Origin of the sequence: Kitasatospora arboriphila, assembly GCF_039528095.1 — a bacterium.
Classification (GTDB): Bacteria; Actinomycetota; Actinomycetes; order Streptomycetales; family Streptomycetaceae; genus Kitasatospora; species Kitasatospora arboriphila.
Window position 1 is genome coordinate 91,564 of sequence record NZ_BAAALD010000007.1, and the last position, 25,732, is coordinate 117,295.

Consider the following 25,732-nt stretch of genomic DNA (forward strand, 5'->3'; position numbering starts at 1 on the left):
GGTCGCCGTCGAGGGCGGCGTCGATCTCCACCAGGGTGGCGGTCGCGGCGATGCCGGCGGCGCGGGCGCGGGCCGCGCGGTCGTAGGCGCGGAGGGCGAGCGGATCGCCGAGTCGGGCGGCGGTCGCGACGGCGGCGGCCGAGGCGTCGCCGGCCGGCGCTTGCCAGCCGCTGTCGACGGCGGTGCGGGAGATGGCGGTGCCGCTGGCGAGGCCTTCCAGGCAGCCGCGTGAGCCGCAGGGACACGGGCGCCCGGCGAAGTCGACGCTGATGTGGCCGAGGTGGCCGGCGTTGCCGCTCGGGCCGGTGTGCAGGCGGCCGTCGAGGACGAGCCCGGCTCCGACGCCGGTGGAGACCACCAGGCACAGGGCGTTGCGGTACGGGCGGGCTGCGCCGCGCCAGTGCTCGGCCGCGGTCATCGCGATGGCGTCACCGCCGAGGACGACCGGCAGACCGTCGACCGCACGGTGCGCGGTGACCTCCGCGTGGAGCGGGAAGGCCCGCCAGGAGGGGATGTTGACGGGGCTGACGGTGCCCGCCCGGGTGTCGACGGGGCCGGCGCTGCCGATGCCCACCGCGCGGACGCAGGCCCACAGCGGGTGGTCCGCGAGGGCGTTGAGGACCGACTCCACCGCTTCCCGCATCTCCCGGGCGCTGCCCCTGGCGGGAGTGGGCAGCTGGACGTGGTGCAGCAGGGTGCCGTCCGCGTCGACCAGGCCTCCGGCGATCTTGGTCCCGCCGATGTCCAGTGCCGCCAGCAGGGGCTTGGCGATGGTGTGCCGGTCGTCGACCGCGAGGGCCTTGTTGTAACTCATCGTGACGTCTCCGCGGGTGTGACGGGGGAGCGTCCGGCGCTCGGGCAGGGCTGCGCCGGGTCGGTCCGCTCGATTCTGGAGCGCCGATGACAACGATGTCCAGGCCGACCGCCCGACGGTCCTCGGGCGAGATTGAATCGTCATTCGGTTAGGCAATCGTTTAGTAAATTAGGTGCTGCTTGTTAACAGAAGCCCTGAATATCAATCTTGACCGGTCTATGGACAGGCTGGAAAGTGACGTCTACGTTAAGCAGCCAGCAGCCGAGACAGGTCGCCGCGTCGACTCCGGCGGCTGCTCCCCGATCACCAGGACGATCAGCGCGAAGGACGGACGAAGATGCGAAGAGGATGGGTGGCCGCCGCGGCCGCGGCCATGGTTGTGCTCACGGCCTGTAGCAGCGAGGGCGGCGGGAGTTCCTCCTCCGCGGCCACCGCGGGTTCGGACCCGGCCAAGGTCTCGGGCGCGATCACGGTCCTGACCAACCGCACGGACCAGATCAAGGACGGCTCGCTGGACAAGTACGCCGCCGAGTTCGCCGAGCTCTACCCGAACGTCAAGGTCAAGTTCGAGGGCCTCACCGACTACGAGGGTGAGACCAAGATCCGCATGAACACCGAGAACTACGGTGACGTGCTGCTCATCCCGGACAACGTGTCGATCAACCAGTACGCCAACTTCTTCGCCCCGCTCGGCGACGCCTCCGAGCTGTCGCAGAAGTACAACTGGACCGAGTACACCACCGTCAAGGGCAAGGTCTACGGCCTGCCCAACTACGGCACCGCCACCGGCTTCGTCTACAACAAGGCGCTCTGGCAGAAGGCCGGCATCGCCGACTGGCCGAAGACCTCCGCGGAGTTCATCGCCGACCTGAAGGCGATCAAGGAGAAGACCGGGGCGACCCCGTACTACACCAACTACAAGGACGCCTGGCCGATCCAGAAGTGGACCGACAGCATCGGGGCGCCGAACTGCAACCGGGCGGGCAAGGACGCGCTGGCCACGACCGCCCAGCCGTGGGCCGCCGGCCAGGACCTCAACGCCATCGACGGGCTGCTCTACGACATCGTCCACGAGAAGCTCAGCGAGGACGACCCGACCACCACCAACTGGGAGAACTCCAAGAACCTGCTCGCCACCGGCAAGGTCGGCAGCATGGTGCTGGGCTCCTGGGCGATCCCGCAGATGCAGGAGGCCGCCAAGAAGGCCGGTCAGAACCCGGACGACATCGGCTTCCTGCCGTTCCCGCAGGCGACCGGCGGCAAGCTCTGCACGATCCTGCAGCCCGACTACAAGTACGCGGTCAACGTGCACTCCAAGAACAAGGAGGCCGCCCGCGCCTGGATCGACTGGTACATCAACAAGTCCGGCAGCGCCGCGGCCGAGCAGGCCGTCTCCTCCGTCAAGGGCAGCGCCATGCCGACCGTGCTGAAGCCCTTCGAGGACAAGGGCGTCACCCTGCTCCTCGGTCAGAATCAGGACAACGCCGCCGTCATCAGCAAGATCGACAAGGCGTCCGAGATCGGCCTGACCACCCCGGACTACCGGCAGAAGCTGATCGACATCGCCCGCGGCGCGGCCCAGGGCGACAAGAACAGCTACTTCGCGGACCTGAACAAGAAGTGGTCCGAGGCCCAGAAGACGGTCGCCGGCTGACCCACCCCGGACCGGCGGCGCGGCGAGCGCCCGTCACCTCCCCAGCCGGCGGGCTCCGCCGTGCCGCACTCCGGGCGTCGTGCTCAACGAAGGAACGATGATGACTGCACTGCAGAAGGACAGGAAGCAGGGGCCGGCCGCGGTCGCCCCGGCCGAGCCCGCTGCACCGATGAAGCCGGCGCTGCACCGGCGAACCGCCCGCAGGCACCGGTGGTTCACCCCCTGGCTCTACCTGCTCGTCCCGCTCGCCCTCCTGGTGACGTTCACCTACCTGCCGATCGTCGACATGCTCGGCTACAGCCTCACCGACTGGGACGGCCTCAGCCCCACCAAGGAGAACGTCGGCGCGGACAACTACGTCCAGCTCTTCACCCGGCCCGAGCTGTTCAAGGTCTTCCTGGTCAGCGGTGTCTACCTCGCGGCGTCCTTCGTGCAGATCGCGGCCGCGCTCTACTTCGCCACTGTGCTCAGCTTCAACACGAAGTTCCGCAACCTGTTCAAGGGGATCCTGTTCTTCCCCTACCTGGTGAACGGCGTCGCGATCGGCTTCGTCTTCCTGTACTTCTTCCAGCCCGGCGGCACCCTCGACTCCGTGCTGCAGCTGCTCGGCTACCACGGCAGGCAGATGTGGCTCGGCGACCCCGACCTCGTCAACAAGTCGCTCGCCGGCGTCTCCGTCTGGCGCTACACGGGCCTCAACATGGTGCTGTTCCTCGGCGCGATCCAGTCGATCCCCGGCCACCTCTACGAGGCGGCCGCCCTCGACGGCGCCAACCGCTGGCAGCAGTTCCGGCACATCATCGCCCCGAGCATCAAACCGATCATCAGCCTCAGCGCGATCCTCGCGATCTCCGGCTCGCTCGCCGTCTTCGAGATCCCGTACATCATGACCGGCGGCGCCAACGGCAGCGAGACCTTCGTCATCCAGACCGTCAAGCTCGCCTTCAGGTTCGACAAGGTCGGCCTCGCCTCCGCGAGCGCCGTCGTCCTGCTCGCCGTCATCCTGCTCGTCACCTGGATCCAGCGCCGCCTGGTGCCGGAGGAGAGGGTTGAACTCTCGTGACCACTCCCGACACCGCCGCTGCGCCCCGGACCGGCCGGATCCGCCGGACGCCCCGGATCACCGCCGGCGGCACCGCCAAGTACCTCTCGCTGGTGATCGCCAGTGCGATCGTCCTCGTGCCGATGGTGGTCATCCTCTTCACCTCGCTGAAGGACGGCACGGAGGCCCAGACCACCGGCCCCCTGACACCGCCCGACAACTGGCTCAACCTCGGGAACTACCTGACGGCGTTCGATGAGGGCCGGATGCTCCAGGCCTTCCTCAACACCACGGTCATCCTCGTGGTGTCGACCGCCGGCACGGTGCTCATCGGCTCGATGACGGCGTACGCCGTCGACCGGTTCGAGTTCCGGCTGAAGAAGCTCGTCATGGGGCTCTTCCTGGTGGCCACGCTCGTGCCCGGCGTCACCACCCAGGTCGCCACCTTCCAGATCGTCAACGACCTCGGCGCGTTCAACACCCGCTGGGCGCCGATCCTGCTCTACCTCGGCACCGACATCGTTTCCATCTACGTGTTCCTGCAGTTCATCCGCTCGATCCCGGTCTCCCTCGACGAGGCCGCCCGGCTCGACGGCGCCAACAGCTTCACCGTCTACCGGCGGATCATCCTGCCGATGCTGAAGCCGGCCATCGCCACGGTCGTCATCATCAAGGGCATCACCGTCTACAACGACTTCTACATCCCCTTCCTCTACATGCCGGACTCCGAACTCGGCACCGTCTCCACGTCGCTCTTCCGCTTCAAGGGGCCGTTCGGAGCGCACTGGGAGACGATCTCCGCCGGCACCGTCCTCGTCATCCTCCCCACCCTGGTGGTGTTCCTCGCCCTCCAGCGGTTCATCTACAGCGGCTTCGCCGCCGGATCGACCAAGTGACCGGCGCGGCACCGCACCTGTGCCGCGGTGCCGCGCCCCGGATCCAGGAGCGACGAGCGATGAGCCCGCGCATCACCATCCGCGACGTCGCCGCCCGGGCCGGCGTCTCCGCCGGCGCCGTCTCGCTGGCCTTCAACGACCGGCCCGGGCTCTCCGCACCGACCCGTGAGCGGATCCGTGCCGCCGCCATCGAACTCGGCTGGACCCCGCACACCGCAGCCCACCGCCTCGCCCGCGCCACCCCGGCCGACGGCACCGTCGGCCTGGTCCTCGCCCGGCCCGCCCGCCAACTCGGCCTCGAACCCTTCTACACGGAGTTCATCTCCGGCATCGCCGGCGTCATCGCCGAGCGGTCCGGCTCGCTGCTGCTGCGGCTCGTCCACGACCGCGACCGGGAGACCGCCGTCCACCGCGCCTGGTGGAAGGACCGCCGTGTCGCCGGCTGCATCCTCGTCGACCTCACCGAGGACGACCCCAGGATCCCCGCCCTCGCCCGCCTCGGCATGCCCGCCGTCGCCGCCGGCCACCCCGGTCTCACCGACGGACGCGCCGCCGCCGTCTGGACGGACGACGCCGCCGCCGTCGAGGAGGCCGTCCGCTACCTTGCCCTGCTCGGCCACCGCCGGATCGCCCGGGTCGGTGGTGATCCCGCCCTCGGCCACACCGCCATCCGCACCCGCGCCCTGGAGAGGACCGCCGCCGATCTCGGACTCGAACCGGCCCGCAGCCTGCCCACCGACTTCTCCGGCCGGGCCGGTGCCCGCGCCACCCGCGACCTGCTCGCATCCGCCGTGGACCGGCCCACCGCGATCATCTACGACAACGACATCATGGCCGTCGCCGGTGCCGCCGTCGCCCGCGAACTCGGCCTGCACATCCCCGGCGACCTCAGCCTCATCGCCTGGGACGACTCCCAGCTGTGCCGCCTCACCCACCCGCCGCTCTCCGCCATGAGCCACGACGTGCACGGCTTCGGAGCCCAGGTCGTCCGCAGCCTCTACGACCTGATCGACCGCAGGCCCGTCACCCCGGGCCCCGCACCGACCCCCGTCCTCGTCCCGCGCGGCAGCAGCGCGCCGCCCCGCGCCGCCTGAGCCGCCACCACCAGACCCCGGTCCGCCCCCGCCTCCCTGTTGAGGGTCAGGAATGGCGGGGGCGGACCGGACCACCCGAACCGGAGCACCCATGACCGAGCACCGTCCCGCCGCCGGCCTGCTCACCAACCGGATCCGCCCCTACGCCTGGGGCTCCACCACCGCCGTCCCCGCACTCCTCGGCACCCCGCCCACCGGGCAGCCGCAGGCCGAACTCTGGCTCGGCGCCCACCCCCAGGCCCCCTCGCGGCTGCACCGCGGCACCGGCTCCGAAGACCTGACCGACGTCATCGCCCGCGACCCGGGGCGCGAACTCGGCGCCGCCACCGCCGGCCGCTTCGGCGCCCGCCTCCCCTTCCTGCTGAAGGTCCTCGCCGCCGAGCACGCCCTCTCCGTCCAGGTCCACCCCACCGCCGCCCAGGCGGAGGCCGGGTACGCCGCCGAGGAGGCCGCCGGAATCCCGCTCGACGCCCCGCACCGGCTCTACCGGGACCGCCACCACAAGCCCGAATTGCTGTGCGCCCTCGACGACTTCGACGCCCTGTGCGGCTTCCGGCACCCTGCCGCCACCGCCGAACTGCTCGCCCCGCTGCACGTCCCCGCACTCCGCCCCTGGCTGGACCTGCTGCGTGCCGGTGAGCCGGCCACCGCGTTGCGCACCGTCCTCACCGAGGCACTCGGCCCCGGCCGGGCCCGTGCCACCGGCGCCGCCACCGAACTCACCACCGCGCTGGCCCGCGCCGCCGAGCAGCCCGGCCCGCACACCCGCACCTACGCCGCCTATGCAGCCGCCGCCCGCGACTACCCCGGCGACCCCGGTCTGGTCGCCGCCCTGCTGCTCAACCACGTCCACCTGCGGCCGGGTCAGGCGATCCACCTGGACGCCCGCCTCCCGCACGCCTACCTGCACGGCACCGGCGTCGAGATCATGGCCAACTCCGACAACGTGCTGCGCTGCGGACTGACCCCCAAGCACGTCGACACCGACGCGCTCGCCGCCGTCGTCGACTTCCGGCCCACCGAGCCGGACGTGCTGTCACCCCGCAGCGACACCCGCGGCGAGACCCACTACCCGGCCCCCGCCGCCGAGTTCGCCCTCTCGCGGCTCGACCTCGCCGGTACCGCCGACCTCCGCGACCACGGCCCGCAGATCCTGCTCTGCACCGGCGGCACCGCCCGCCTCGGCCAGCCGGACGGCCCCGCGCTCGCTCTCCACCGGGGCAGCAGTGCCTACCTCCCGGCCGCCACCGCCGTCCGGCTCGACGGGCACGCCACGCTCTACCGCGCCCGCGTGCCCGCCTGACCCTCCGCCCACCGCGTACTGCCGGCACCACTCCCACCCGACCGGCGCAGCCTGCGCCCCGCCTCCCGAGGACCACCATGACCCTGTCCGGCACCACCCGCCCCAGCCGCCGCACTCTGCTGGGCGCCGCGGCCGCCGCCGGCCTCGCCGCCACCTCCGCGACGGCCCTCGCCGCCCCCGCCGCAGCCGCCGACACCGCCGCCCGCCGCGCCGACCGGGGCTTCGTCACCGCCCGGCGCGGCGAACTCCGCCTCGGTGGACAGCCGTTCCGCTTTGCCGGCACCAACTGCTACTACCTGCACCAGCAGTCCCACTACATGATCGACGCGGTGCTGAACGACGCAGCCGCCATGGGCCTCGGCGTCATCCGCGCCTGGGCCTTCGCCGACGGCGCCGGCCACTCGTACCGACCGCTGCAGCCCAAGCCCTACGCCTACGACGACGCCGCGCTCGACTCCCTCGACTACGCCGTCCACAAGGCCGGACAGCTCGGCCTGCGCCTCGTCCTCCCGCTGGTCAACAACTGGCCGGACTACGGCGGCATGCAGCAGTACGTCCAGTGGTTCCTCGGCCTCCCCGACGACTCCTACGGGGACGGCACCCACCACGACCGCTTCTACACCGACCCCGGCATCAGGGCCTGCTACCGCTCGTGGGCCGAGCACCTCGTCCGGCACCGCAACCCCTACACCGGGCTGCGCTACTGCGAGGACCCGACGGTGATGGCCTTCGAGCTCGCCAACGAGCCGCGCTGCCGCAGCGACAAGAGCGGCCGCACCCTGCTCGCCTGGGCCGCGGAGATGAGCGAGCACGTCAAGAAGCTCGCGCCCCGCCAACTGCTGGCCGTCGGGGACGAGGGCTTCTACGGCGAGGCCGACCACGCCGACTACCCGTACTCCGACTACGAGGGCGCGGACTGGCGGAAGCTCACCGCACTGCCGGCCGTCGACTACGGCACCGTCCACGTCTACCCGCAGAACTGGGGCGAGACCAGCGGCTCCAAGCCGGGCACCGACGCCACGGCCTGGGGCACCCGCTGGATCGAGGACCACCTCCGGGACGGCCGCGCCATGGGCAAGCCCGTCGTCGTCGAGGAGTTCGGGCTGCAGATCGACGCCGGACGCGACATCCCCGACACCGCGGCCCGCGACCGCGCCTACGCCGCCTGGACCGATGCCGTCCGAAGCGGCGGCGGCGCCGGCGACCAGTTCTGGCTGCTCACCTCCCGCGTCGACGACGGCTCCTTCTACCCCGACTACGACGGCCACCGCGTGATGTGGAACAACGACCCCGCCAACCCGACCGTCACCACCGCCCGGCTGTTCGCCGCACACGCCCGGGCGATGAGCGGTTCCGACTGACCCGTCGCCCCGACCCGTCCCGGTTCGGCGCCCGGCGGCGGACGCCGTGTCCCGATCGGAGCCGCCGACCTGACAGGATGGGCGGTGCGAGCCGCGCCCGCGGCCGCCCATCGGGTCGACGGAGAGGGATGCACCATGGGACGCCGGGTGACGATCCGGGACGTCGCCGCCCGCGCCGGGGTGTCGGCGGGGGCGGTCTCGCTCGCACTCAACGACCGGCCCGGTGTCTCGGCGGAGACCCGCAGCCGGATCGTCGAGGCGGCGAAGGAGCTCGGGTGGTCGCCCAATCTCGCGGCCCGCTCGCTCGCCCGCGGTGCGCAGGTGCACACCATCGGGATGGCGATCGCGCGCGACACGGTCGGCACCGGCCTGGACTCAGTGCACATGGCGCTGATCGGCGGCATCGAGAGCGTGCTGACCGAGCGGTCCTGCTCCCTGCTGCTGCACATCGCCGCCTCCCGGGAGGCGGAGGTCGCGCTGTACCGCCAGTGGTGGCAGTCCGGGCGGGTCAACGGCTCGGTCCTGATCGGGGTTTCGGCGGACGATCCGCGGATCGAGGCGGTGCACCACCTGGGCATGCCGGTGGTGGCGGTGGCCCCGCCCGAGTTCAGCGGGCCCTTCCCGGCGGTCTCCGGTGACGATGCCGCGGCGACGGCCGAGGCCGTCCGCTACCTGGCCGCCCTCGGCCACCGCCGGATCGCCCACGTCCGCGGACCCGCGTCGCTCGGCCGCAGCATCCAGCGGGCGCAGGCCTTCGAGGCCACCGCGGCGGAGCTGGACCTGGCGGGTGGGCCCGCTGTGCACACCGACCTGTCCGCGCACGGCGGGGCCCGGGCGACGCGGGCACTGCTCGCTGCCGGCGACCGGCCGACGGCGATCCTCTACGACAACGACATCATGGCGGTGGCCGGTGTCGCGGTGGCCGCCGAGATGGGACTCCGCGTGCCGGCGGACGTGTCCCTGGTCGCATGGGACGACTCCGACCTGTGCCGGATCACCTGGCCCGCTCTCTCCGCGCTCAGCCACGACCCGTTCGCCTTCGGTGCCGAGGTCGCCCGCTGCCTGCTCGAACTGCTGGACAGCGGGCACGCGCCGTCCCGGGTCTTCGGGGCCCCCGTCCTGGTTCCGCGCGGCACCACCCCGCCGCCGCCCCGCCCCGCCTGAGCCGGCCCGAGCCGGGCGGACACCGGCCACCGGGCCCCGGCCCCGGTCAGGCCGACGGTGCCGCGGTGCTGCCGCGCGGGGTGAGCCGCGGGGCGAGGTCCTCGTAGCCGCCGTCCGACTGCCCGGCGATCAGTGCGAGCAGGGTGCGCGCCGCATGCGCGCCGTAGGCGTGGATGTCGCGGGTGAGCGCGGTGAGGGCCGGACGTACCACCTGGACCAGCGGCGAATCGTCCCAGGCGACGATCGACAGGTCACGGGGGACCTGAAGGCCCATCTCCTGGGCGACCGAGAGCCCGGCGACCGCGGTGATGTCGTTGTCGTACAGCACCGCCGTGGGGCGCACGGGGGAGAGCAGCAGGCGCCGGGTCGCGCGGGCGCCGTCCTCTCCGGTGTAGTCGGTGTGCACGGTGGGCACGGCCTCCACGCCCAGCTCGGTGCAGACCTCGGCGAAGGCGCGGTCGCGGATCGAGGTGTGCACCAGGCCCGGCAGGCCCGCCACCCGGCCGATCCGGCGGTGGCCGAGGGCAGCCAGGTACTCCACCGTCTCCCGGACGGCGGCGGCGTCGTCGGACCAGACGGGGGTCAGCGAGCCGGAGCCGGAGGGGTGGCCGATCACCACCGTGGGCAGGCCCATCTGCTCCAGGGCGGGGACCCGGTCGTCGTCCTCGCGCAGGTCGACCAGGATCGCGCCGTCGATGTGCCGTTCGCCCCACCAGCGGCGGTAGGCCTCGAGGCCGCGCTCGTGGTCCGACACGACCTGGAGCGCCAGCGAATAGGACGCGTCCGACAGTACGTTCTCGATCCCGCCGATGAGCTCCATGAAGAAGGGCTCGGTGCCGAGCATGCGCGCCGGCCGGCACAGCGCCAGGCCCACCGCGGCGGCCTTCGCCCCGCTGAGCGCCCGGGCGGCGCTGTTGCGGACGAAGCCGATCTCCTCGGCGACGGCGACGATCCGCTGCCGGGTCGCCTCGGAGACGCCGGGCTGCCCGTTCAGCGCGTTGGAGACCGACACCTTGGACACCCCGACGATCCGGGCGATGTCGCTGATGGTGGGTCGCCGTGCCGGAGGACTCTGCTGCTGGGACACCTGATCCACGAGACCCTTCTGAACCGATGAAGCCGCTGTACCTCCCTCAAGCTACTACGGCCGGCACCGGCGGTGTCTGCCGCCCCGGGCCGAATGTTCGGTCAAGTTAGGAAACCGGTTAACCGACTGTTGACACAGCTGTGATGCGGACCATACGGTGGCTCTCAGTTAAGCGGTTAAGTGCAGCACGGTGCGACCGCGGGCGGCCACCTCTCGCCCGGGTCCCTCCGCACCGTCTCGCCCCGCCCCTGCGCCGTCGCACCCACTCCGTGCCGTCGAACGGCCGTGCCGTGCCGAACCGAGCCGTTCCGGTACCTCGCGGCCGGTCGCGGCACGCCCGGCGCAGCCACTGACGCGGTGCGGACGGACGCCCCAACACCCCGTCCGCACCGCCGCCCCGTCCGCACCCCGGCGCCCTCGCGCCGTGCGGCCCGCACCGCCCCGGCAGCTCCCGCGTCCTCCGGGCGCGCCGCGCCGCCGGGTCCACGCCCCATCACCCATCCCACCCCGGGACGAAAGGGAAGCGCGTGCACCATCACCCCCACCCCGGCGCCGGCCGCCTGCGGCCCCTGGCGCTGCTGCTCGCCGGCGTCCTCGCCCTGGCCGGCCTCGCCGGCCTCAGGGCGACCGCCTCCGCTGCCGACGGCAGCACCGGCGTGGCCGAGGCCTTCGCCACCCGCTGCGGCATCCACTTCTGCCTGAACGGCAAGGAGTACTACTTCGCCGGTACCAACACCTACGACATGTTCGCCTACGGCGCCGCGTCCGGGGACACCGAGAGCCAGTTCATGGACAAGGCCCGGATCGACGCCCACTTCGCGAACCTGCAGGCCGACAAGGTGGACGTCGTCCGGCTGTGGATGTTCAACCACGAGAGCTGGCACGGCTTCGAGACGAGCAAGGGCGTCTACGACGAGCAGCAGTTCGCGCTCTTCGACTACATCCTCGTCTCCGCCAAGGCGCACAACCTCAGGCTGGTCCCGGTGTTCGAGAACTACTGGGAGGCGTACGGCGGCATCGACGCCAGGCTCCGCTGGGAGGGCCTGTCCGGTGGCCAGCCCGGCCGCGCGGCCTTCTTCGACCGGAGCCGCTGCCCCGGCTGCTTCACCTCGTACAAGAACTACGTCGATTACGCCCTGAACCGCACCAACCACTACAGCGGCGTGAAGTACAAGGACGATCCCACGATCTTCGCCTGGGACCTGATGAACGAACCCCGCTACGAGGGGCAGAGCGCCGCCGAGAACGTCCTCGGCACCACGCTGCGCGCCTGGGTCGACGAGATGGGCGCCTTCGTGAAGGGGATCGACACCACCCACATGGTCGGCGTCGGCCTCGAGGGACACGGCACCTCGTACGGCTTCGGCGGAGACGAGGGCAACCCGTTCGTGCAGGTGCAGCAGTCGCCGTACATCGACTACACCTCGGCGCACCCGTACCCGACGGAGTCCTGGGCGAATCTGACGATCGACCAGACCAAGGCGCTGATCCGGTCGTGGATCTCCGACTCGCACAATCTGGTCGGAAAGCCCTTCTTCATGGGCGAGTTCAACGTGCACAACGTCGACCGTTCCGCCTGGTGGAGTGCGATCTACGCGGACTTCGAGGCGGCCGGCGGTGACGGCAGTGCCTTCTGGTGGTACGAGGACCACAACGTCGACGGGAAGTTCGGCGTCATGGCCGGGGCGGCCGAGCTCGCGGTCTTCCGCGCCCACTCCGATCGGATGGCCGCCAAGAGCGGACCGACCGTGCCGTCCGCAACGCCCTCCTCGTCGCCCTCCTCCTCGTCGCCGTCGCCGTCCGCGTCGGCCTCGGTCTCGCCCTCCGGTTCCGCGAGTCCCAGTGCCACCGGCTCTCCGGCGGTCGGCCCGTGTTCGGTCCACTACGGCCTCTCGGACTGGGGCACCAGCTTCAACGGCGACGTGACGGTGAAGAACACCGGCACGACTGCCGTCGACGGCTGGCAGCTGGCCTTCGCCTTCCCCGGCGACCAGCGGATCACCCAGATGTGGAACGCCGGCTGGACGCAGAGCGGCAAGCAGGTCGTCGCCACCAACCCCTCCGGCTACAACACGGTCGTCGCACCGGGCGCGAGCGTCAACTTCGGCTTCAGCGCCTCCTCCGTCCCGGGCACCAACGGCGCACCGGCGGACTTCCGCCTCAACGGCCAGGTCTGCAGCACCTTCTGACTCCGACGTGCTCCGGCCCGCCGCCGTTCCGCCGCACGCGGCGGCCGCGGGCCGGAGCCCCACCACCCGTGCACACAGGAGAGAGAGGACACCCCCATGAGGCGCACCGCATCGCTGCTCGGCAGTGCCGTCGGCACCCTCGCCGCGCTCACCCTCGCGCTCGCCCCGACCGCCGCCGCCGAGACGGCGCCGAACGGCTACCCGTACTGCGCCAACGGGAGCGCGAGCGACCCGGACGGGGACGGCTGGGGCTGGGAGAACAATCGGTCCTGCGTGGTCCGCACCGGCTCGGACGCCGGGACGGCGCCGAACGGCTACCCGTACTGCGCCAACGGGAGCGCGAGCGATCCGGACGGGGACGGCTGGGGCTGGGAGAACAACCGGTCCTGCGTGGTCCGCACCGGCTCCGATTCCGGTTCCGGCTCCGGCAGTTCGGCCTGCCCGTCCGGAGCGACCTGCGGCTCGTACACCGTCGGCGGCCTCGGCAGCCGCAAGCAGCAGGTCCGGAACGCGGGCGGCAGCAGCCTCGACCTCGCGGTGGCCATGCTGGAGACCGAACGGATGGACACCGCCTACCCTTACGGCGACAACAAGAGCGGTGACGCCGCCAACTTCGGCATCTTCAAGCAGAACTGGCTGATGCTGCGGTCCGCCTGTGCCCAGTTCGGCGGGCAGGGGGCCGGGCAGTACAACAACGGCGCCGCGCTCAACAGCAGCCTCGGCCAGGACGTCTCCTGCCTGCACCAGAGTCAGAGCCACTACGGCCTGGACACCTGGTTCGCGGGCCACCGCAACGGCGCCTCCGGCCTGTCCAGCCCGAACACGGCCGACATCGCCGCGTACAGGGCCGCCGTGTACTGGATCAAGGCTCAGCTCGACGCGGACTCCGCCAACCTCGGCAACGACACCCGCTTCTGGGTCCAGGTCCCCGCGATCTGATCCGTCCACCCCTCACGGGACGGCGCCGCGCCCGGTCCGCCGGCCGCCGTGCGGCGCCGTCCCCTCCGTGCTCCGAACGACCCGTGCAGAGGAACCACCCGACATGCGAAGACGATGGACAGCCGTCTGGGCCGCGACCGCCGCGGTGCTGACGGCCTGTGGCGGCCAGGGCGCCGTCGGCCCGACCTCCCCGATCGCGCCGCCCGACCCGGCCGCGGTCTCCGGCGAGATCACCGTGCTGACCAACCGGACCGACCGGATCAAGGACGGCACCTTCAAGCGGTACGCCGATGCCTTCCGCAAGGAGTACCCCGGCGTCACCGTGAGGTTCGAGGGGCTCACCGATTACGAGGGTGAGGCGACCCTCCGGATGAAGGCGGGGACGTACGGCGATGTGCTGCTGATCCCCAACAGCCTGTCGGTGAGCCAGTTCCCGGCCTACTTCGCACCGCTCGGCTCCGCGACCGACCTCGCCCAGAGCTTCGACTTCACCGAGTACGCCGATGTCGGCGGCCGGGTCTACGGCGTCGCAGGCATCGGCATGGCCACCGGGCTCGTCTACAACAAGGCGGTCTGGGAGCAGGCCGGGATCACCGACTGGCCGCGGAGCGCCGCGGACTTCCTCGCCGATCTCAAGGCGATCAAGACCCGCACCGGGGCCGTCCCGTACTACACCAACTACAAGGACGGCTGGCCGCTGCGCCAGTGGACGGACCTGATCGGTGCCCCGAGCTGCAGCAACACCGCCAAGGACCAACTGGCCGACACCGCCCGGCCGTGGAGCGCCGGCCAGGACCTGAACGCGATCGACGGACTGCTCTACGACGTGGTGCACCAGAAGCTCTCCGAGGGCGACCCCACCGCCACCGACTGGGAGACCTCCAAGGCGCTCATGGGCGGCGGGCGGATCGGTGCGATGCTGCTGGGGTCATGGGCCGTGCCGCAGATGCAGGCGGCCGCCCGGGCCGCCGGGCACGATCCCGCCGAGATCGGCTTCATGCCCTTCCCGGTGCAGAAGAACAGCCACCACTGCGCGGTCGTCGAGCCCGACTACAAGTTCGCCGTCAACAAGCACTCCCGGCACCAGGACGCGGCGCGGGCCTGGATCGACTGGTTCCTCACCCGCTCGGGCAGCGCGCAGGACGAACAGGTGATCTCCACGGTCAAGGGGACGCCGCTACCGGCCGTCCTGAAGCCCTTCGACGAGCGCGGTGTGCGGATCGTCGCTCAGGCCCAGGACCGGACGGCCGATGTCAGCAGGATCGACAAGGCCGCCGGCATCGGCCTCGACACCCCCGACTACCGCCGCAGGCTGATCGACATCGCACGCGGCGCCGCACCCGGCGACCGCGACGGCTACTTCGCCGAGCTCAACGCGGAGTGGGCCGCGGCGCAGCGCGTGCCGGCCGGGTGAGCGGCCGGCGGACGATCGCACCAAACCGGTAAAGTTCATGTGGCGAATTATCGCGCGATCCTGTGGGGCGCGCCGAGGCCGGCCCGGCAATCTTGCAGCTCATGACGGATATTCTCGTCGCAATGAACAAACTGAACCGGTTTATAGACAGAACCGAACGGCCGGGCTACGGTTGCTCGCACCACAGCCGCACCGCACCCGCGGCAGTCACCCCCCTGCCCGGCCAAGCGAACAGGAGCCGCACATGAAGGACGTCACCCAGCTCGACCGGGGCTGGAGCCTGCACCACGACGGCGGACTCCTCCCCGCCCAGGTCCCGGGCTGCGTCCACACCGACCTGCTGAACGCCGGGCTGCTCGCCGACCCGTACCTCCACACCAACGAGAAGGACGCCGCCTGGATCGGCCGCCGCGACTGGACGTACTCCACCCGGCTCGACCACGGCAGCAGCCACGAGCGCACCGACCTGGTCTTCGAGGGTCTGGACACCGCCGCCCGGATCACCCTGGCCGGCACCGAACTCGGCCGTACCCGCAACATGCACCGCACGTACCGGTTCGACACCACCGGCCTCACCGGCGACCTCGCCGTCCGGTTCACCAGTCCCTACCAGGAGGCGGACGAGGTCCGCGCAACCACCGGCGCCCGCCCCAACGTCTATCCGGAGCCGTTCCAGTACATCCGCAAGATGGCCAGCAGCTTCGGCTGGGACTGGGGCCCCACCCTGCCGACCTCCGGCATCTGGCGGCCCGCCCGGCTCGAACACTGGTCCACCGCCCGCCTGGCCGAGGTGCGCCCGCTGGTCACCGTGCACGGCAGCACCGGCCGGGTCGAGCTCCACCTCGCCGTCGAGCGCACCGCCACCGGCGCCGGACGCCCGCTCACCGTCCGCGCCACCGCCGCCGGACACACCACGGAGACCGCCCTCGACGGCGACACCGGCATCCTCGTCCTCGACGTCCCCGACGCCGCCCTGTGGTGGCCCCGCGGCCGCGGCGACCAACCCCTGTACGACCTGGACGTCACCCTCGCCGACGGCAGCGGGACACTGGACACCTGGCAGCGGCGGATCGGCTTCCGCACCGTCGAACTCGACCGCAGCACCGACGAACACGGCACCGGCTTCACCCTCGTCGTCAACGGCGAACGCCTCTTCGTCCGCGGCGCCAACTGGATCCCCGACGACACCCTCGTCACCCGCGTCACCCCCGAGCGCTACCGCACCCGCCTCACCCAGGCCGCCGAGGCCAACATCGACCTGATCCGGGTCTGGGGCGGCGGCATCTACGAGGACGAGGCCTTCTACGACACCTGCGACGAACTCGGTCTGATGGTCTGGCAGGACTTCCTCTTCGCCTGCGCCGCCTACCCCGAGGAGCAGCCGCTGCGCGGCGAGATCGAGGCCGAGGCCCGGGACAACGTCACCCGACTGGCGCCCCACCCCTCGCTCGTCCTGTGGAACGGCAACAACGAGAACCTCTGGGGCTTCCGCGACTGGGGCTGGGAGCCCGAACTCGCCGGCGACTCCTGGGGCGAGGGCTACTACCTCGGCCTGCTGCCCCGCATCGTCGCCGAACTCGACCCCACCCGCCCCTACAGCGCCGGCAGCCCCTGGTCCGGCTCCTGGGACCACCACCCCAACGACCCCGACCACGGCACCCACCACTCCTGGGAGGTGTGGAACCGCCGTGACTACAGCGAGTACCGCGACAGCGTCCCCCGGTTCGTCGCCGAATTCGGCTGGCAGGCGCCCCCTGCCCTCGCCACCCTGCAGCGCGCCCTGACCGGCGAGGACCTCGCCCCCGACTCGCCCGGCATGCTCCACCACCAGAAGGCCGAGGACGGCAACGGCAAGCTCGACCGCGGCATCGCCCGGCACTTCGAACCGCCCGCCGACTTCGACCGATGGCACTACCTCGCCCAGCTCGTCCAGGCCCGCGCGATCGCCACCGGCATCGAGCACTGGCGCTCCCACTGGCCGCGCTGCGCGGGCACCGTCGTCTGGCAGCTCAACGACTGCTGGCCGGTCTCCTCCTGGGCCGCCGTCGACGGCGACGGCCGGCGCAAGCCGCTCTGGTACGAGCTGCGCCGCCTCTACGCCGACCGCCTGCTCACCGTGCAGCCCGCCGCGGACGGCGCCCTCGAGATCGTGCTCGTCAACCAGGCCGCCGAACCGTGGACGCCCGCACTGCGCCTGCGCCGCCTCACCGCGGACGGCACCCTCACCGCCGACACGGCCGCCGAGGCCGTCGTCGCACCCGGTTCGGTCACCCGGCTGACCGTGCCGCCCGCCCTCGCCCCGTCCGAGGGCTCGGCGAAGGAGTACCTGGCCGTCGACGCCGACGGGCTGCGGGCCGTGCACTTCGCCGTCACCGACCGGCTGTTCGGCTACCCGCAGCCGGACTTCGACGTCGCGGTGCGCTCCGTCGAGGGCGGCGGCGACACGGCGGAGGTGGTGGTCACCGCCCGCACCCTCGTTCGCGACCTGCTGCTCCAGGCGGACCGGATCGACCCGGCCGCCGAGGCCGACCGCGGGCTGCTGACCCTGCTGCCGGGGGAACAGGCCGTCGTCCGCGTCACCGGCTGCCCGGGGTTGACGGCCGGGGCCGCCCGCAGGGCGCTCTTCTGCGTCGAACAACCCGCCCGTTCGCCCCCCGCGGCCGCGGCGGCCGCGGGGCGGATACCGCCGTGGGGCGCCCACGCGTATCGTGCTGCCCGCGGGGGCGGTGGCCGCCTCGCGTACACCGCAGGGGGAGGAGACCGGCCGATGGGTGCCGCGCGGATCTGGACCGTCGAGGAGTCGTTGGAGTTCCCCGCCGTCCCGCCGGACGCGGTGTACGCGCTGCTCGCCGACGTGCGCCGGATGAAGGAGTTCAGCCCCGAGGTGGTGGGTGTCTGGCGGCGCGGCCGGAACTTCGTCGGCTTCAACCGGCGGGCCGGCTGGGTCTGGTTCACGACCTGCCGGATCGTCGTCGCCGAGCCGGAGCGCGAGTTCGCCTTCGACGTCACCACCTTCGGCCTGCCGGTGGCCCGCTGGGGCTACCGCCTCGAAGCGCAGGGCGACGGCACGCTGGTCACCGAGTACTGGATCGACCAGCGGCGCGGCGGTGCGGGAGCGGCCGTGGCGGAGACCCTCGGGCTGGTCTTCTCCGGCACGCCCGCCGCGCAGCGCGCGGAACGCAACCGGGCGGGGATGCGCACCACCCTCCACCGCCTCCGGGACGCCTGCCTGCCCCCGGCCTGAGGACCGGTCGGACGGCGACCGGGTGCGCTGCCCGGCGGACCCCGCTCAGGCAGGCCCGGCGCCCACCGCTGCCCCGTCCGGGCGGCGGCGCTGTGCGGCCACCGAGGTGTGCAGCGGCCCGGACGGAGCCGCCCCGTCCGCCGTTCCGTCGCCGAACTCCGCCACCGCCTCGGTGACGATGCCGCTCAGCTGCTCGTGGTGGGCGCCGCGCCAGTACACCTGGTCGCAGGCCGTGCACTGGGCGAAGACGTCGTACGAACGCTCGGTGCCGTGCTCCAGGTGCTCGCGCACCGAGGTCTTGTCGGCCTCGCGCAGCGTCCCGTTGCAGGCGGTGCAGCGCGTCCACGGGGCCAGCGGGGGAGCGAACCGGGAGAGCACGTCCCGCAGTTGGTCGGCGGGGCGGTGGCTGTACACGTAGGCGCCGGCCCACAGCTCGCGGCGGTGCAGCAGCCCGCGGTCCCGGGAGAGCAGCACGCGCTGCTCGGCGGCCGAGCGGGCCGCCAGCGCCGGGTCGCCGATGTCGGTGCTCTCGTAGGCGGCGTCCACCCCGAGCAGCCGCAGCCGCCGGGCCAGGGTGCCCAGGTGGACGTCGAGCAGGAAGCGCGGCGGCCCGGCGAGCAGCTGCGGCCGGGCGACGGCGAGCACGGCCACTTCCTCGCCCGCCGCGGGCACGTGGGAGGTGTCCGCGGGCGCACCGTCCACGACGAGGCCGCCCACCTCGGTCAGCGGGACGCCGAGCGACTCCACCACGTGCCCGAGGGTCGAACTGCCGTCGGTCGTCACCGCCGACCGGCCCGTCCGCCTGCGCGCGTTCACGAAGACGTGCAGCTCGGGGACGAACTCGATCCGGATCTCCGCTCTCTCCACACGCCCAGGATGCCAGGACGACGGTGCGCCGGTCGCCCCATTTCCACCCCGGCGCACCGCCGGTGTCAGCGGGCCCGCCGGACGCTCGCCGCTCGCCCCGCCGGTCAGCCCGGTCCCTGCCCGTGGTGGACGGTGAGCTCGCCGAGCGGGGCGAGGGCAGCCGCCGGGTCGCCCGGCCGGTCGCGCAGGACGGCGTCCAGGAAGGCCAGGCACGCGGCCGCGGTCAGCCGGGGCCCGTCGGTGCGGTCGAGGGTGCCGACCAGGGACGGCGCCGGCGGCAGGTAGAGCGGCGCGTCGGTGAAGGTGAGGTGCGCGGTGCCGGGCACGGTGAGCCGGTAGGAGACCGCGGTGTCGCGATCGAGGACCTTCTGCAGGGCGGGCAGGTAGTCCGGGTCGGTCTGCGGCCCGATCTCCTGGGTGAGGGCGAGGACCGGCCGGTGGAGGGGCTGCGGGTCGGGGTCGTGCGGGGCGCCGTCCAGGTCGATCGCGGCGGCGAAGCCCGCGTCCCGGCGGGCGGCCAGCAGCGCGGCGGCCCCGCCGAGCGAGTGACCCGCCGCCGCGACCCGCTCGGTGTCGAGGCGGCCGGCCAGCGGGTCCGCGTCCTGTCCGCGCCCGATCCGCTGCAGCCGGCCGAGGACGAAGCCGAGATCGGCGGCCCGGACCTCCTTCCATCCGACCGCCCGCCGCTCGTCCTCGGCCCGGTCGCCGGTGGCCGTCACCCGGGTGCGGACCGTCCGGCCGCCGGCCAGCACCACGGCGGCCGAGTCGTAGGGGTGGTCGAGGCCGGCCACCACGTAGCCGTGACTGGCCAGTTCCTCCGCCCAGGCGGTGTTCTGACCGCGCACGCCTCCCAGACCCGGCGAGAACAGCACCACGGGGAACCGCCCGCCGCGGGCCGCCACCGCGGCGTCGGGCACCGCCCGGGTCCGGGCGCGGGCCGGCCCGTCGAGCAGGAGGCCCGGGAGCCCGGCGTACCCGGCCAGGGCGTCGGCGACCGTCCGGGACTCCTGCGCCGTCCGCCCCAGGTAGCGGGCGCGAGCGGCGCCGGCGGCGGGCTCGGCCGGGCGGCAGAGCTGGACGACCACGGTGCGCCGGTCGTCGGGGTCGTCGGTGGCCGGCTCCGGACGCTGCCCGTCCGTCCACTCCACCACCCGGGTGCCCACCGCGTACGGGCCGGTCGGCCGCGGGAACTCCGGCACCGGGAAGGCCCAGGCCGCCGCCGGGCCCGCCGCGACCAGCAGCAGGCAGACCGCCGAGGCCGGCACCGCGAGCCACCGGCGCGCCCGGCGCGGCGTGCGGCCCGGCCGCCGCGGCAGCAGCGGGGCGACGGCGAACGGCGCGACCAGCACCGCCGTGGCGAACACCGGCGCCAGCTGCCAGCGGAGTCCACCGGTCAGCGCCGCCACCGTGCCGCCCACCAGGACGGCACCGCCACCGGCCACCGCCACCACCCGCCGGGCCGCCGGCGGCAGCCACCGGGCCAGCACCAACGCCACCGCCCCCAGCACCGCCAGGAGCTCCGGCACGGTCATCCGAAACCACGTCATGTCCTCGATCACCCGGCCATGCTGGCCGGGCGGGGCCCGCCGCCGCATCGCTCGGAGGTCGCGCCCGCATACGCCCGGAGACCAATCCCGGAGCCGTGCGGCCTCCACCTCGCGGCGTACGGCGGACCGTCCCGGCGGCGGACCGTCCCGGCACCGGGCACCCTTCGCGACTCCGGGCACCTTCCCGGCAGGGGCCGTTCCGGCAGCGGGCGGCGGCGCCCGGTCAGTCGGCGGCGGCCGTCCGGGCGCGGTACCGGGAGAGCTGCCCGGCCCCGACGGGGACGACGATCCAGAGGATCCAGGCGTACTGGGTCGCGAAGAACAGCGGAACGGACAGGCCGAAGCCCAGCAGCAGCCCGTACAGCACCGGGTCCCCGGCGGCGACCAGTTCGGGCGGGACGTCGCGGTCGCGGAGCTGCCGCGTCGTCATCCGGCGCTCCATCGCGATCACCGAGGCGTGCGCCAGGCACTGCAGCAGGGCGTAGAACCCGAACCGCAGGCCGACGGTGTCGGTGTCGTCCCCCTCGGTGGTGAGCAGCTTGGTGGCGAAGGGGTTGAGCACGATCGTGAGCAGCCAGCCCGCGTTGAGGGCCCGTAACCGGTCGTCGGCGCGCTCGGTGTACCGGAAGGCCCGGTTGTGCTGGCCCCAGGCGGCGCCGATCACGGCGAAGCTGATCAGGAAGGCCGTGTAGTGGCCGAGGTCGTCGTGGACGGCGGAGCGCAACGCGGCGACCGTCGGCCCCTCCGGCACCGGCAGTTCGAGTGCCAGCAGGGTGATGGCGATCGCCACCACGGCGTCCGAGAAGAAGATCAGCCGGTCCGCGGCGCGCGCCTCGAATCTCCGCAGCTTCCTCGCCTGCACCGCAGCCTCCCTCGTCGGTCCGGCCCATCCTCGCCGCCGACCGTGCCCCCGCGGCCGCTACGACACGCCCCCGCCGCCCGCCGCGCGTCCCGCCCGGGCGACGGCCGGGCGGGAGAGCACCGTGACCGCGACGGAGACCGCGGCCAGCAGGGTGATCGCCGTCCCGGTGCCGAGGACCTGGGCCGTCCCGCCGGCGAGCGCGGCGCCGATGCCCTGCCAGGTCATCCGGCCGGCCGACTCCACCCCCTGCACCTGGCCGCGGACCTGACCCGGCGTCAGCGCCAACAGCCGCTCCTGCAGCGGCAGCGTCGCGGCGAACCCGGCGCCCGCCGCGAACACGGCCACCACCAGCACGGCCGTCGGCGGTCGGAGCGCGAACAGCAGGAACGGCACCGCCAGCAGCAGCCGCAGCCGGAACGCCAGCCGGTGGCGCACCGCGGCCGGGACGAGCCGCCCCACCACCAGGTCGCCGGCCATCATGCCCGCCGAGGCGGCCGCCAGCAGGACACCGGCACGCTCCGGGGCGAACGGCACGAACAGCGCCTCGCAGCCCACCACCAGCCCGTTCGGCACCCACAGGTTCAGCAGCAGCGCCCGTCGGCCCGGGTCGGCGAAGAGCAGTGCGTTGGTCGCCCAGGTGCTGCGCAGGCCCGGCCTGCGCAGCGGGCCGATCGGGCGTTCCCGGACACCGGCCGCCACCACGAGCAGCGACAGCGCGCTCAGCCCGGCCGCCACGGCGAGCACCCGCTGCGGGTCCACCTGCTGCAGCAGCGCGGCGCCCGCGGCGCAGCCGAGCACGGTCAGGCCGCCCGAGGCGATGTTCATCAGGGAACGGGCCGGCGCGTACCCGGCGGCGGGCACCGCCTCGGCGAGCAGCCCCATCCGGGTGGCCGTCCCCAGCGACTGGACGAAGCCCAGCACCACGAGCACACCGAACCGGCCCACCAGCGGCAGGCCGGGCACCGCCTGCGCGGCCGTGCCCGCCAACGACACGCCGTGCAGCACCAGCAGGGTCCGGCGCGGGCGGCGCCCGTCGGCGACCGACATCAGGGTCAACGCGCCGAGGACGGTCGCGAACGTGGTGCCGTACATGCTGACCGCCGTCAGGAACGGCGAGCCGGTCTGCCGGCCGACGAGGGTGCCGAGGGCGAGGCCGGCGAGCGCGTTCGCGGCCACGGTCAGCGTGAAACTCGTGAACAGGGCGGCGAACTGCCCGGTGCGCAGCAGCGTGCGGTAGGTGGTCGGGGCGGCGGACGAGGGAGGTGCGAGCGTGTCGGAAGGCATGAAAAAAGCCTCCGGACAGGCCCAGTGTGGGCTCCGAAGGCAGCGCACACAGGATAGCAGGCGCGGGGCCTGCGGATAATCGTTTGCATCCGTTGCTTCCGGAGGGGTAGAACTCGAGGCTGACGGAACGTCACCGAGACCACGTGAGAGGAGGGCCGGCGATGACCAGCAGGACGACCGCGCACGGACCCTCCCGGGCGGCGCAGCAGCGCTGACCGGAGCGGCCGGGCGCACCACACCACGGAGCGTGCCTTGACCGCAGTACCCGCACCAGCAGTCCCCGCACCAGCTGTACCCGCACCACCTGTCCCTTCCACCACCGACGGCATCGTGCTGCGCCCGATCACCGGGCCGGACGAGGTGGAGCTGTTCAACCGGCTGCCGTACCTGTTCAACCACGAGATCGCCGGCGACCTCGCCTCCGGGCGGCGCCGTGCGGAGCTGCTCTGGACGGCGCTGGACGCCGACGGGCGGCTGCTCGCCCGCGCCGGCTGGTGGTGCCCGCCCGGTAGCACCGAGCCGCTGCTGCTGGACGTGCTCGACCACCTGCCCGGCCACCGGGCCACCGCGGAGGCGCTGCTCCGGCACGCCCTCGCCGCCGTCGTGCCCGAGGGCGCGGTGCCGCCGAAGTACACCCGGTTCCTGCCCGCCGGCTGGCGCGCGGACCCTGCCGTGCGCGCCGCCGTCGACGGCCCGCTCGCGGTCGTGGAACGGCTCGGCGCCGTGCCGTTCGTGGAACGGCTGCGCCTGGAGTGGCGCGCCGGCACTCCCGTGCCGAGCCCGACCGGGCGGCTGCGCTTCCGGCCCGCCGCCGGTGAGGCGGAGGTGGTCGACCTCTGCACCGGGATCCTCAGCGGCACCCTGGACGCCCACAGCCGCGACGACCTGGCCCGGATGACGGCCCGCGAGGCCGCGCAGTTCCAGTACGACGAGGAGTTCGCGCACTACGCCACCCCGCGCGCGTGGTGGCGGGTCGCCGAATCGGCCGGGACGGGCGAGCCGGTGGGCCTGGTGATCGCGGCCCGCAACGCCTACCGGCCGATCGTCGCCTACCTCGGCGTGCTGCCCGCCCACCGCGGCCGGGGCCTGGCCGAGGAACTCCTCGCCGAGGGCACCCGGGTGCTGGCCGAGGCCGGCGCCGACACGGTCCGGGCCTCCACCGACGTCGGCAACACGCCGATGGCGGCCGCCTTCGGCCGGGCCGGGTACACCGTGTTCGAGCACGAGTACGTGATGGCCTGGGGCTGACGTCCTCGCGGCGGGGCCGTGGGCGTCCCGCCCGCACGGGTTGTGGGTGGCGGCGGCTACGGTGCAGGTCATGAACGACACGGGGCGGGGCAGCAGTTCGGGCGACGGTCGGGGTCCGGCGACGGCACCCGACGACTCCCACGAGGTGACCGGGCACGTGGCCCCGGAGTGGCACACCGCCTGGGTGGACGGACCCGCCGCGGACCCACGCCTGCGGCGGACCCTCACCGGCCACGACGGCCCGGCGAAGGCGGTGGCCGTGGCCGTGGTCGACGGCCGCCCGATGGTGGTGTCGGCGGGCCGCGACACCACCGTCCGGGTCTGGGACACGGCGACCGGGCAGCAGGTGCACGCCTGGCCGTCCGGCCGCACCGACCGGCTCTCCTCGGTGACGGCCGAGGCGCTGGCCCTCGCCGTGGCCGAGGTCGACGGCCGCCCGCTGGTCCTCGGCCTCGACACCGACGAGGCCGTCACGGTCCGCGACCTGCGGACGGGCCGCCCGGTCGGCGAGGTCGTCGCCCTGGTGGAACGCACCGAGCTGGACGGCCGCGCCGTGCTGCTGACCATGGACGCGGCGCGGACCCTGCAGGTCTGGGACGAGGCGACCGGCGGCCTGCTCGGCGCCCATCCGGCGGTCGTGACGGTCTGCACCCTCGGCGGCCGCCGGACGGCCGTCTCGGCACCGGGCGACCGGCCGGTCGAGGTCCGCGACTTGGTTCCGCCCGCCGGCGGCACGTCCGTCGGCGAGAGCCGGCCGGTGCTGCGGGCCCGCCTGTACGCCGACGGCACGGCGTGGGCCGAGACGCCCGCGACCGGCGGGACACCGCGGTTCTGGGACCTCGACAGCGGACTCCCGCTCGCCGAGGCTGAGCTGCCGCGGACTCAGGGAAGCGCCCTGCACGGCGTGTCGGAGCTCACGGTCGCGCACGGCCGGGCCGTCGCGGTCACCCTCGACCACCAGGCCGAACCCGAGCTCACCGCCGTGCCGGCCGCAGGCCGTGCCGCGCTCGACGCCCGGACCACCGACGTCCGGCTCGGCGAGCGCCGTGTCGCGCTGGTCGCCGGATCCGACGGAGTGCTGCACCGCTGGGACCTGACGGCCGACCGGCCACACGGCGACGGACCGCGGACCTTCACCGGTGTGCCCGCCGGACACCGGACGCCGGCGCCCGCACCGGGCCCCGGCGGGTCGGCCGACCTGTGGGCGCTGGTCTCCGCCCGGACCAACGGCGGTCTCGCGGTCCTCGGCCCGACCGGGCCCGACGGCAGACCCGCCGTGTCCCGCCGCACCGCACACAACGGCCGGCCGGCCGTCCTCACCGCGGAGGAGGACGGCACCGTCGCCACCCGGCCGACCGCCGACGCCACCCCGCCCGGCCCGCGGCTGACCGGCCACACCGGCCGGGTGTGGGCGCTGGACACGGTGACGGCCGGGGCCGCCGCCCTCGCGGTGACCACCGGCCTCGACCGGACCGTCCGGGTGTGGGACACCACCACCGGCCGACAGCTCGGCGAGCCCCTCACCGGGCACGCCGGTCAGGTCTGGGACGTCGCCGCAGCCGTCGTCGACGGCCGGCCGGTCTGCGTCACCGCGGGCGACGACGGCACCCTCCGCACCTGGGACCTCGCCGGCCCGCCGTCGCAGGGCGCCGACGACGGCCACCACACCGCCCCCGTCCGCGCCCTCGCCACCGCCGAGGCCGACGGCCGCCCCGGGGGCGGC

18 protein-coding genes and 2 pseudogenes are annotated in these 25,732 nt (G+C 73.4%); 14 read left to right on the forward strand and 6 right to left on the reverse strand.

What is annotated here, in order from left to right:
- On the reverse strand, positions 1–814 hold an 814-nt coding region (locus ABD353_RS06065), incomplete at its 3' end, for an ROK family protein (protein ID WP_344622429.1).
- A gap of 337 nt (positions 815–1,151) precedes the next feature.
- Between ABD353_RS06065 and ABD353_RS06070 the strand changes: the two genes are divergently transcribed.
- The 7 genes from ABD353_RS06070 (at position 1,152) to ABD353_RS06100 (ending at position 9,328) form a co-directional block, all read left to right on the forward strand.
- A complete protein-coding gene (locus ABD353_RS06070; RefSeq protein WP_344622430.1) occupies positions 1,152–2,468 on the forward strand; it encodes an ABC transporter substrate-binding protein in 1,317 nt (438 codons plus the stop codon).
- 97 nt (positions 2,469–2,565) lie between these two features.
- Positions 2,566–3,531 carry a carbohydrate ABC transporter permease gene (locus ABD353_RS06075; protein ID WP_425555080.1) on the forward strand — a complete coding sequence of 322 codons (966 nt, stop codon included), beginning with the start codon at positions 2,566–2,568 and terminating at the stop codon, positions 3,529–3,531.
- A complete protein-coding gene (locus tag ABD353_RS06080) occupies positions 3,528–4,406 on the forward strand; it encodes a carbohydrate ABC transporter permease (protein WP_425555081.1) in 879 nt (292 codons plus the stop codon). The genes ABD353_RS06075 and ABD353_RS06080 overlap by 4 nt, the downstream gene beginning before the upstream one ends.
- A 59-nt stretch (positions 4,407–4,465) precedes the next feature.
- A complete protein-coding gene (locus tag ABD353_RS06085) occupies positions 4,466–5,500 on the forward strand; it encodes a LacI family DNA-binding transcriptional regulator (protein ID WP_344622431.1) in 1,035 nt (344 codons plus the stop codon).
- A 91-nt stretch (positions 5,501–5,591) separates the two neighbouring features.
- On the forward strand, positions 5,592–6,803 hold the full coding sequence (gene manA / locus ABD353_RS06090; RefSeq protein WP_344622432.1) for a mannose-6-phosphate isomerase, class I: 1,212 nt from the start codon (positions 5,592–5,594) through the stop codon (positions 6,801–6,803).
- A gap of 77 nt (positions 6,804–6,880) precedes the next feature.
- A complete protein-coding gene (locus tag ABD353_RS06095) occupies positions 6,881–8,164 on the forward strand; it encodes a glycoside hydrolase 5 family protein (protein WP_344622433.1) in 1,284 nt (427 codons plus the stop codon).
- 135 nt (positions 8,165–8,299) lie between these two features.
- Positions 8,300–9,328 carry a LacI family DNA-binding transcriptional regulator gene (locus ABD353_RS06100; RefSeq protein WP_344622434.1) on the forward strand — a complete coding sequence of 343 codons (1,029 nt, stop codon included), beginning with the start codon at positions 8,300–8,302 and terminating at the stop codon, positions 9,326–9,328.
- Between the two features lie 46 nt (positions 9,329–9,374).
- Here the strand turns inward: ABD353_RS06100 and ABD353_RS06105 are convergent, their stop codons facing one another.
- Complete coding sequence (locus tag ABD353_RS06105; protein ID WP_344622435.1) at positions 9,375–10,415, reverse strand: LacI family DNA-binding transcriptional regulator; 1,041 nt, start codon at positions 10,413–10,415, stop codon at positions 9,375–9,377.
- Positions 10,416–10,942: 527 nt separating this feature from the next.
- Between ABD353_RS06105 and ABD353_RS06110 the strand changes: the two genes are divergently transcribed.
- From ABD353_RS06110 to ABD353_RS06130, 5 genes and pseudogenes are all read left to right on the forward strand, one after another.
- The gene (locus ABD353_RS06110) at positions 10,943–12,604 is read left to right on the forward strand and encodes a cellulose binding domain-containing protein (protein WP_344622436.1); all 1,662 of its coding nucleotides are present in this window, start codon (positions 10,943–10,945) and stop codon (positions 12,602–12,604) included.
- A gap of 96 nt (positions 12,605–12,700) precedes the next feature.
- Entirely contained in the window at positions 12,701–13,543 is an 843-nt protein-coding gene (locus ABD353_RS06115; RefSeq protein ID WP_344622437.1) for a carbohydrate-binding domain-containing protein, read from the forward strand.
- A 103-nt stretch (positions 13,544–13,646) separates the two neighbouring features.
- Entirely contained in the window at positions 13,647–14,957 is a 1,311-nt protein-coding gene (locus tag ABD353_RS06120; RefSeq protein ID WP_344622438.1) for an ABC transporter substrate-binding protein, read from the forward strand.
- 244 nt (positions 14,958–15,201) lie between these two features.
- Positions 15,202–17,592, forward strand: a pseudogene (locus tag ABD353_RS06125) (glycoside hydrolase family 2 protein); the annotation flags it as partial.
- Positions 17,593–17,757: 165 nt separating this feature from the next.
- Positions 17,758–18,201 (forward strand): annotated as a pseudogene (locus ABD353_RS06130) (SRPBCC family protein); the annotation flags it as partial.
- A gap of 45 nt (positions 18,202–18,246) precedes the next feature.
- Here the strand turns inward: ABD353_RS06130 and ABD353_RS06135 are convergent.
- The 4 genes from ABD353_RS06135 to ABD353_RS06150 all read right to left on the reverse strand — a co-directional run bounded on the left by ABD353_RS06135 (position 18,247) and on the right by ABD353_RS06150 (position 22,761).
- On the reverse strand, positions 18,247–19,068 hold the full coding sequence (locus ABD353_RS06135; protein ID WP_344622439.1) for a Mut7-C RNAse domain-containing protein: 822 nt from the start codon (positions 19,066–19,068) through the stop codon (positions 18,247–18,249).
- 104 nt (positions 19,069–19,172) lie between these two features.
- The gene (locus ABD353_RS06140) at positions 19,173–20,615 is read right to left on the reverse strand and encodes an alpha/beta hydrolase family protein (RefSeq protein ID WP_344622440.1); all 1,443 of its coding nucleotides are present in this window, start codon (positions 20,613–20,615) and stop codon (positions 19,173–19,175) included.
- Between the two features lie 223 nt (positions 20,616–20,838).
- A complete protein-coding gene (locus ABD353_RS06145) occupies positions 20,839–21,477 on the reverse strand; it encodes a TMEM175 family protein (protein WP_344622441.1) in 639 nt (212 codons plus the stop codon).
- A 57-nt stretch (positions 21,478–21,534) separates the two neighbouring features.
- Positions 21,535–22,761 carry an MFS transporter gene (locus ABD353_RS06150; protein ID WP_344622442.1) on the reverse strand — a complete coding sequence of 409 codons (1,227 nt, stop codon included), beginning with the start codon at positions 22,759–22,761 and terminating at the stop codon, positions 21,535–21,537.
- 330 nt (positions 22,762–23,091) lie between these two features.
- Here ABD353_RS06150 and ABD353_RS06155 point away from each other — a divergent pair, with 330 nt between their 5' ends.
- Both ABD353_RS06155 and ABD353_RS06160 read left to right on the forward strand, forming a co-directional pair.
- Complete coding sequence (locus ABD353_RS06155) at positions 23,092–24,009, forward strand: GNAT family N-acetyltransferase (protein ID WP_344622443.1); 918 nt, start codon at positions 23,092–23,094, stop codon at positions 24,007–24,009.
- Positions 24,010–24,079: 70 nt separating this feature from the next.
- On the forward strand, positions 24,080–25,732 hold a 1,653-nt coding region (locus ABD353_RS06160), incomplete at its 3' end, for a WD40 repeat domain-containing protein (RefSeq protein WP_425555082.1).

What these genes read in the sequence shown, in the direction of transcription:
- ABD353_RS06075 (WP_425555080.1), top strand. Translation starts at nt 2,566, where the DNA reads ATGATGACTGCACTGCAGAAGGACAGGAAGCAGGGGCCGGCCGCGGTC.
- ABD353_RS06140 (WP_344622440.1), bottom strand. Translation starts at nt 20,615, where the DNA reads ATGACGTGGTTTCGGATGACCGTGCCGGAGCTCCTGGCGGTGCTGGGG.
- manA (WP_344622432.1), top strand. Translation starts at nt 5,592, where the DNA reads ATGACCGAGCACCGTCCCGCCGCCGGCCTGCTCACCAACCGGATCCGC.
- ABD353_RS06070 (WP_344622430.1), top strand. Translation starts at nt 1,152, where the DNA reads ATGCGAAGAGGATGGGTGGCCGCCGCGGCCGCGGCCATGGTTGTGCTC.
- ABD353_RS06100 (WP_344622434.1), top strand. Translation starts at nt 8,300, where the DNA reads ATGGGACGCCGGGTGACGATCCGGGACGTCGCCGCCCGCGCCGGGGTG.
- ABD353_RS06085 (WP_344622431.1), top strand. Translation starts at nt 4,466, where the DNA reads ATGAGCCCGCGCATCACCATCCGCGACGTCGCCGCCCGGGCCGGCGTC.
- ABD353_RS06095 (WP_344622433.1), top strand. Translation starts at nt 6,881, where the DNA reads ATGACCCTGTCCGGCACCACCCGCCCCAGCCGCCGCACTCTGCTGGGC.
- ABD353_RS06120 (WP_344622438.1), top strand. Translation starts at nt 13,647, where the DNA reads ATGCGAAGACGATGGACAGCCGTCTGGGCCGCGACCGCCGCGGTGCTG.
- ABD353_RS06150 (WP_344622442.1), bottom strand. Translation starts at nt 22,761, where the DNA reads ATGCCTTCCGACACGCTCGCACCTCCCTCGTCCGCCGCCCCGACCACC.
- ABD353_RS06115 (WP_344622437.1), top strand. Translation starts at nt 12,701, where the DNA reads ATGAGGCGCACCGCATCGCTGCTCGGCAGTGCCGTCGGCACCCTCGCC.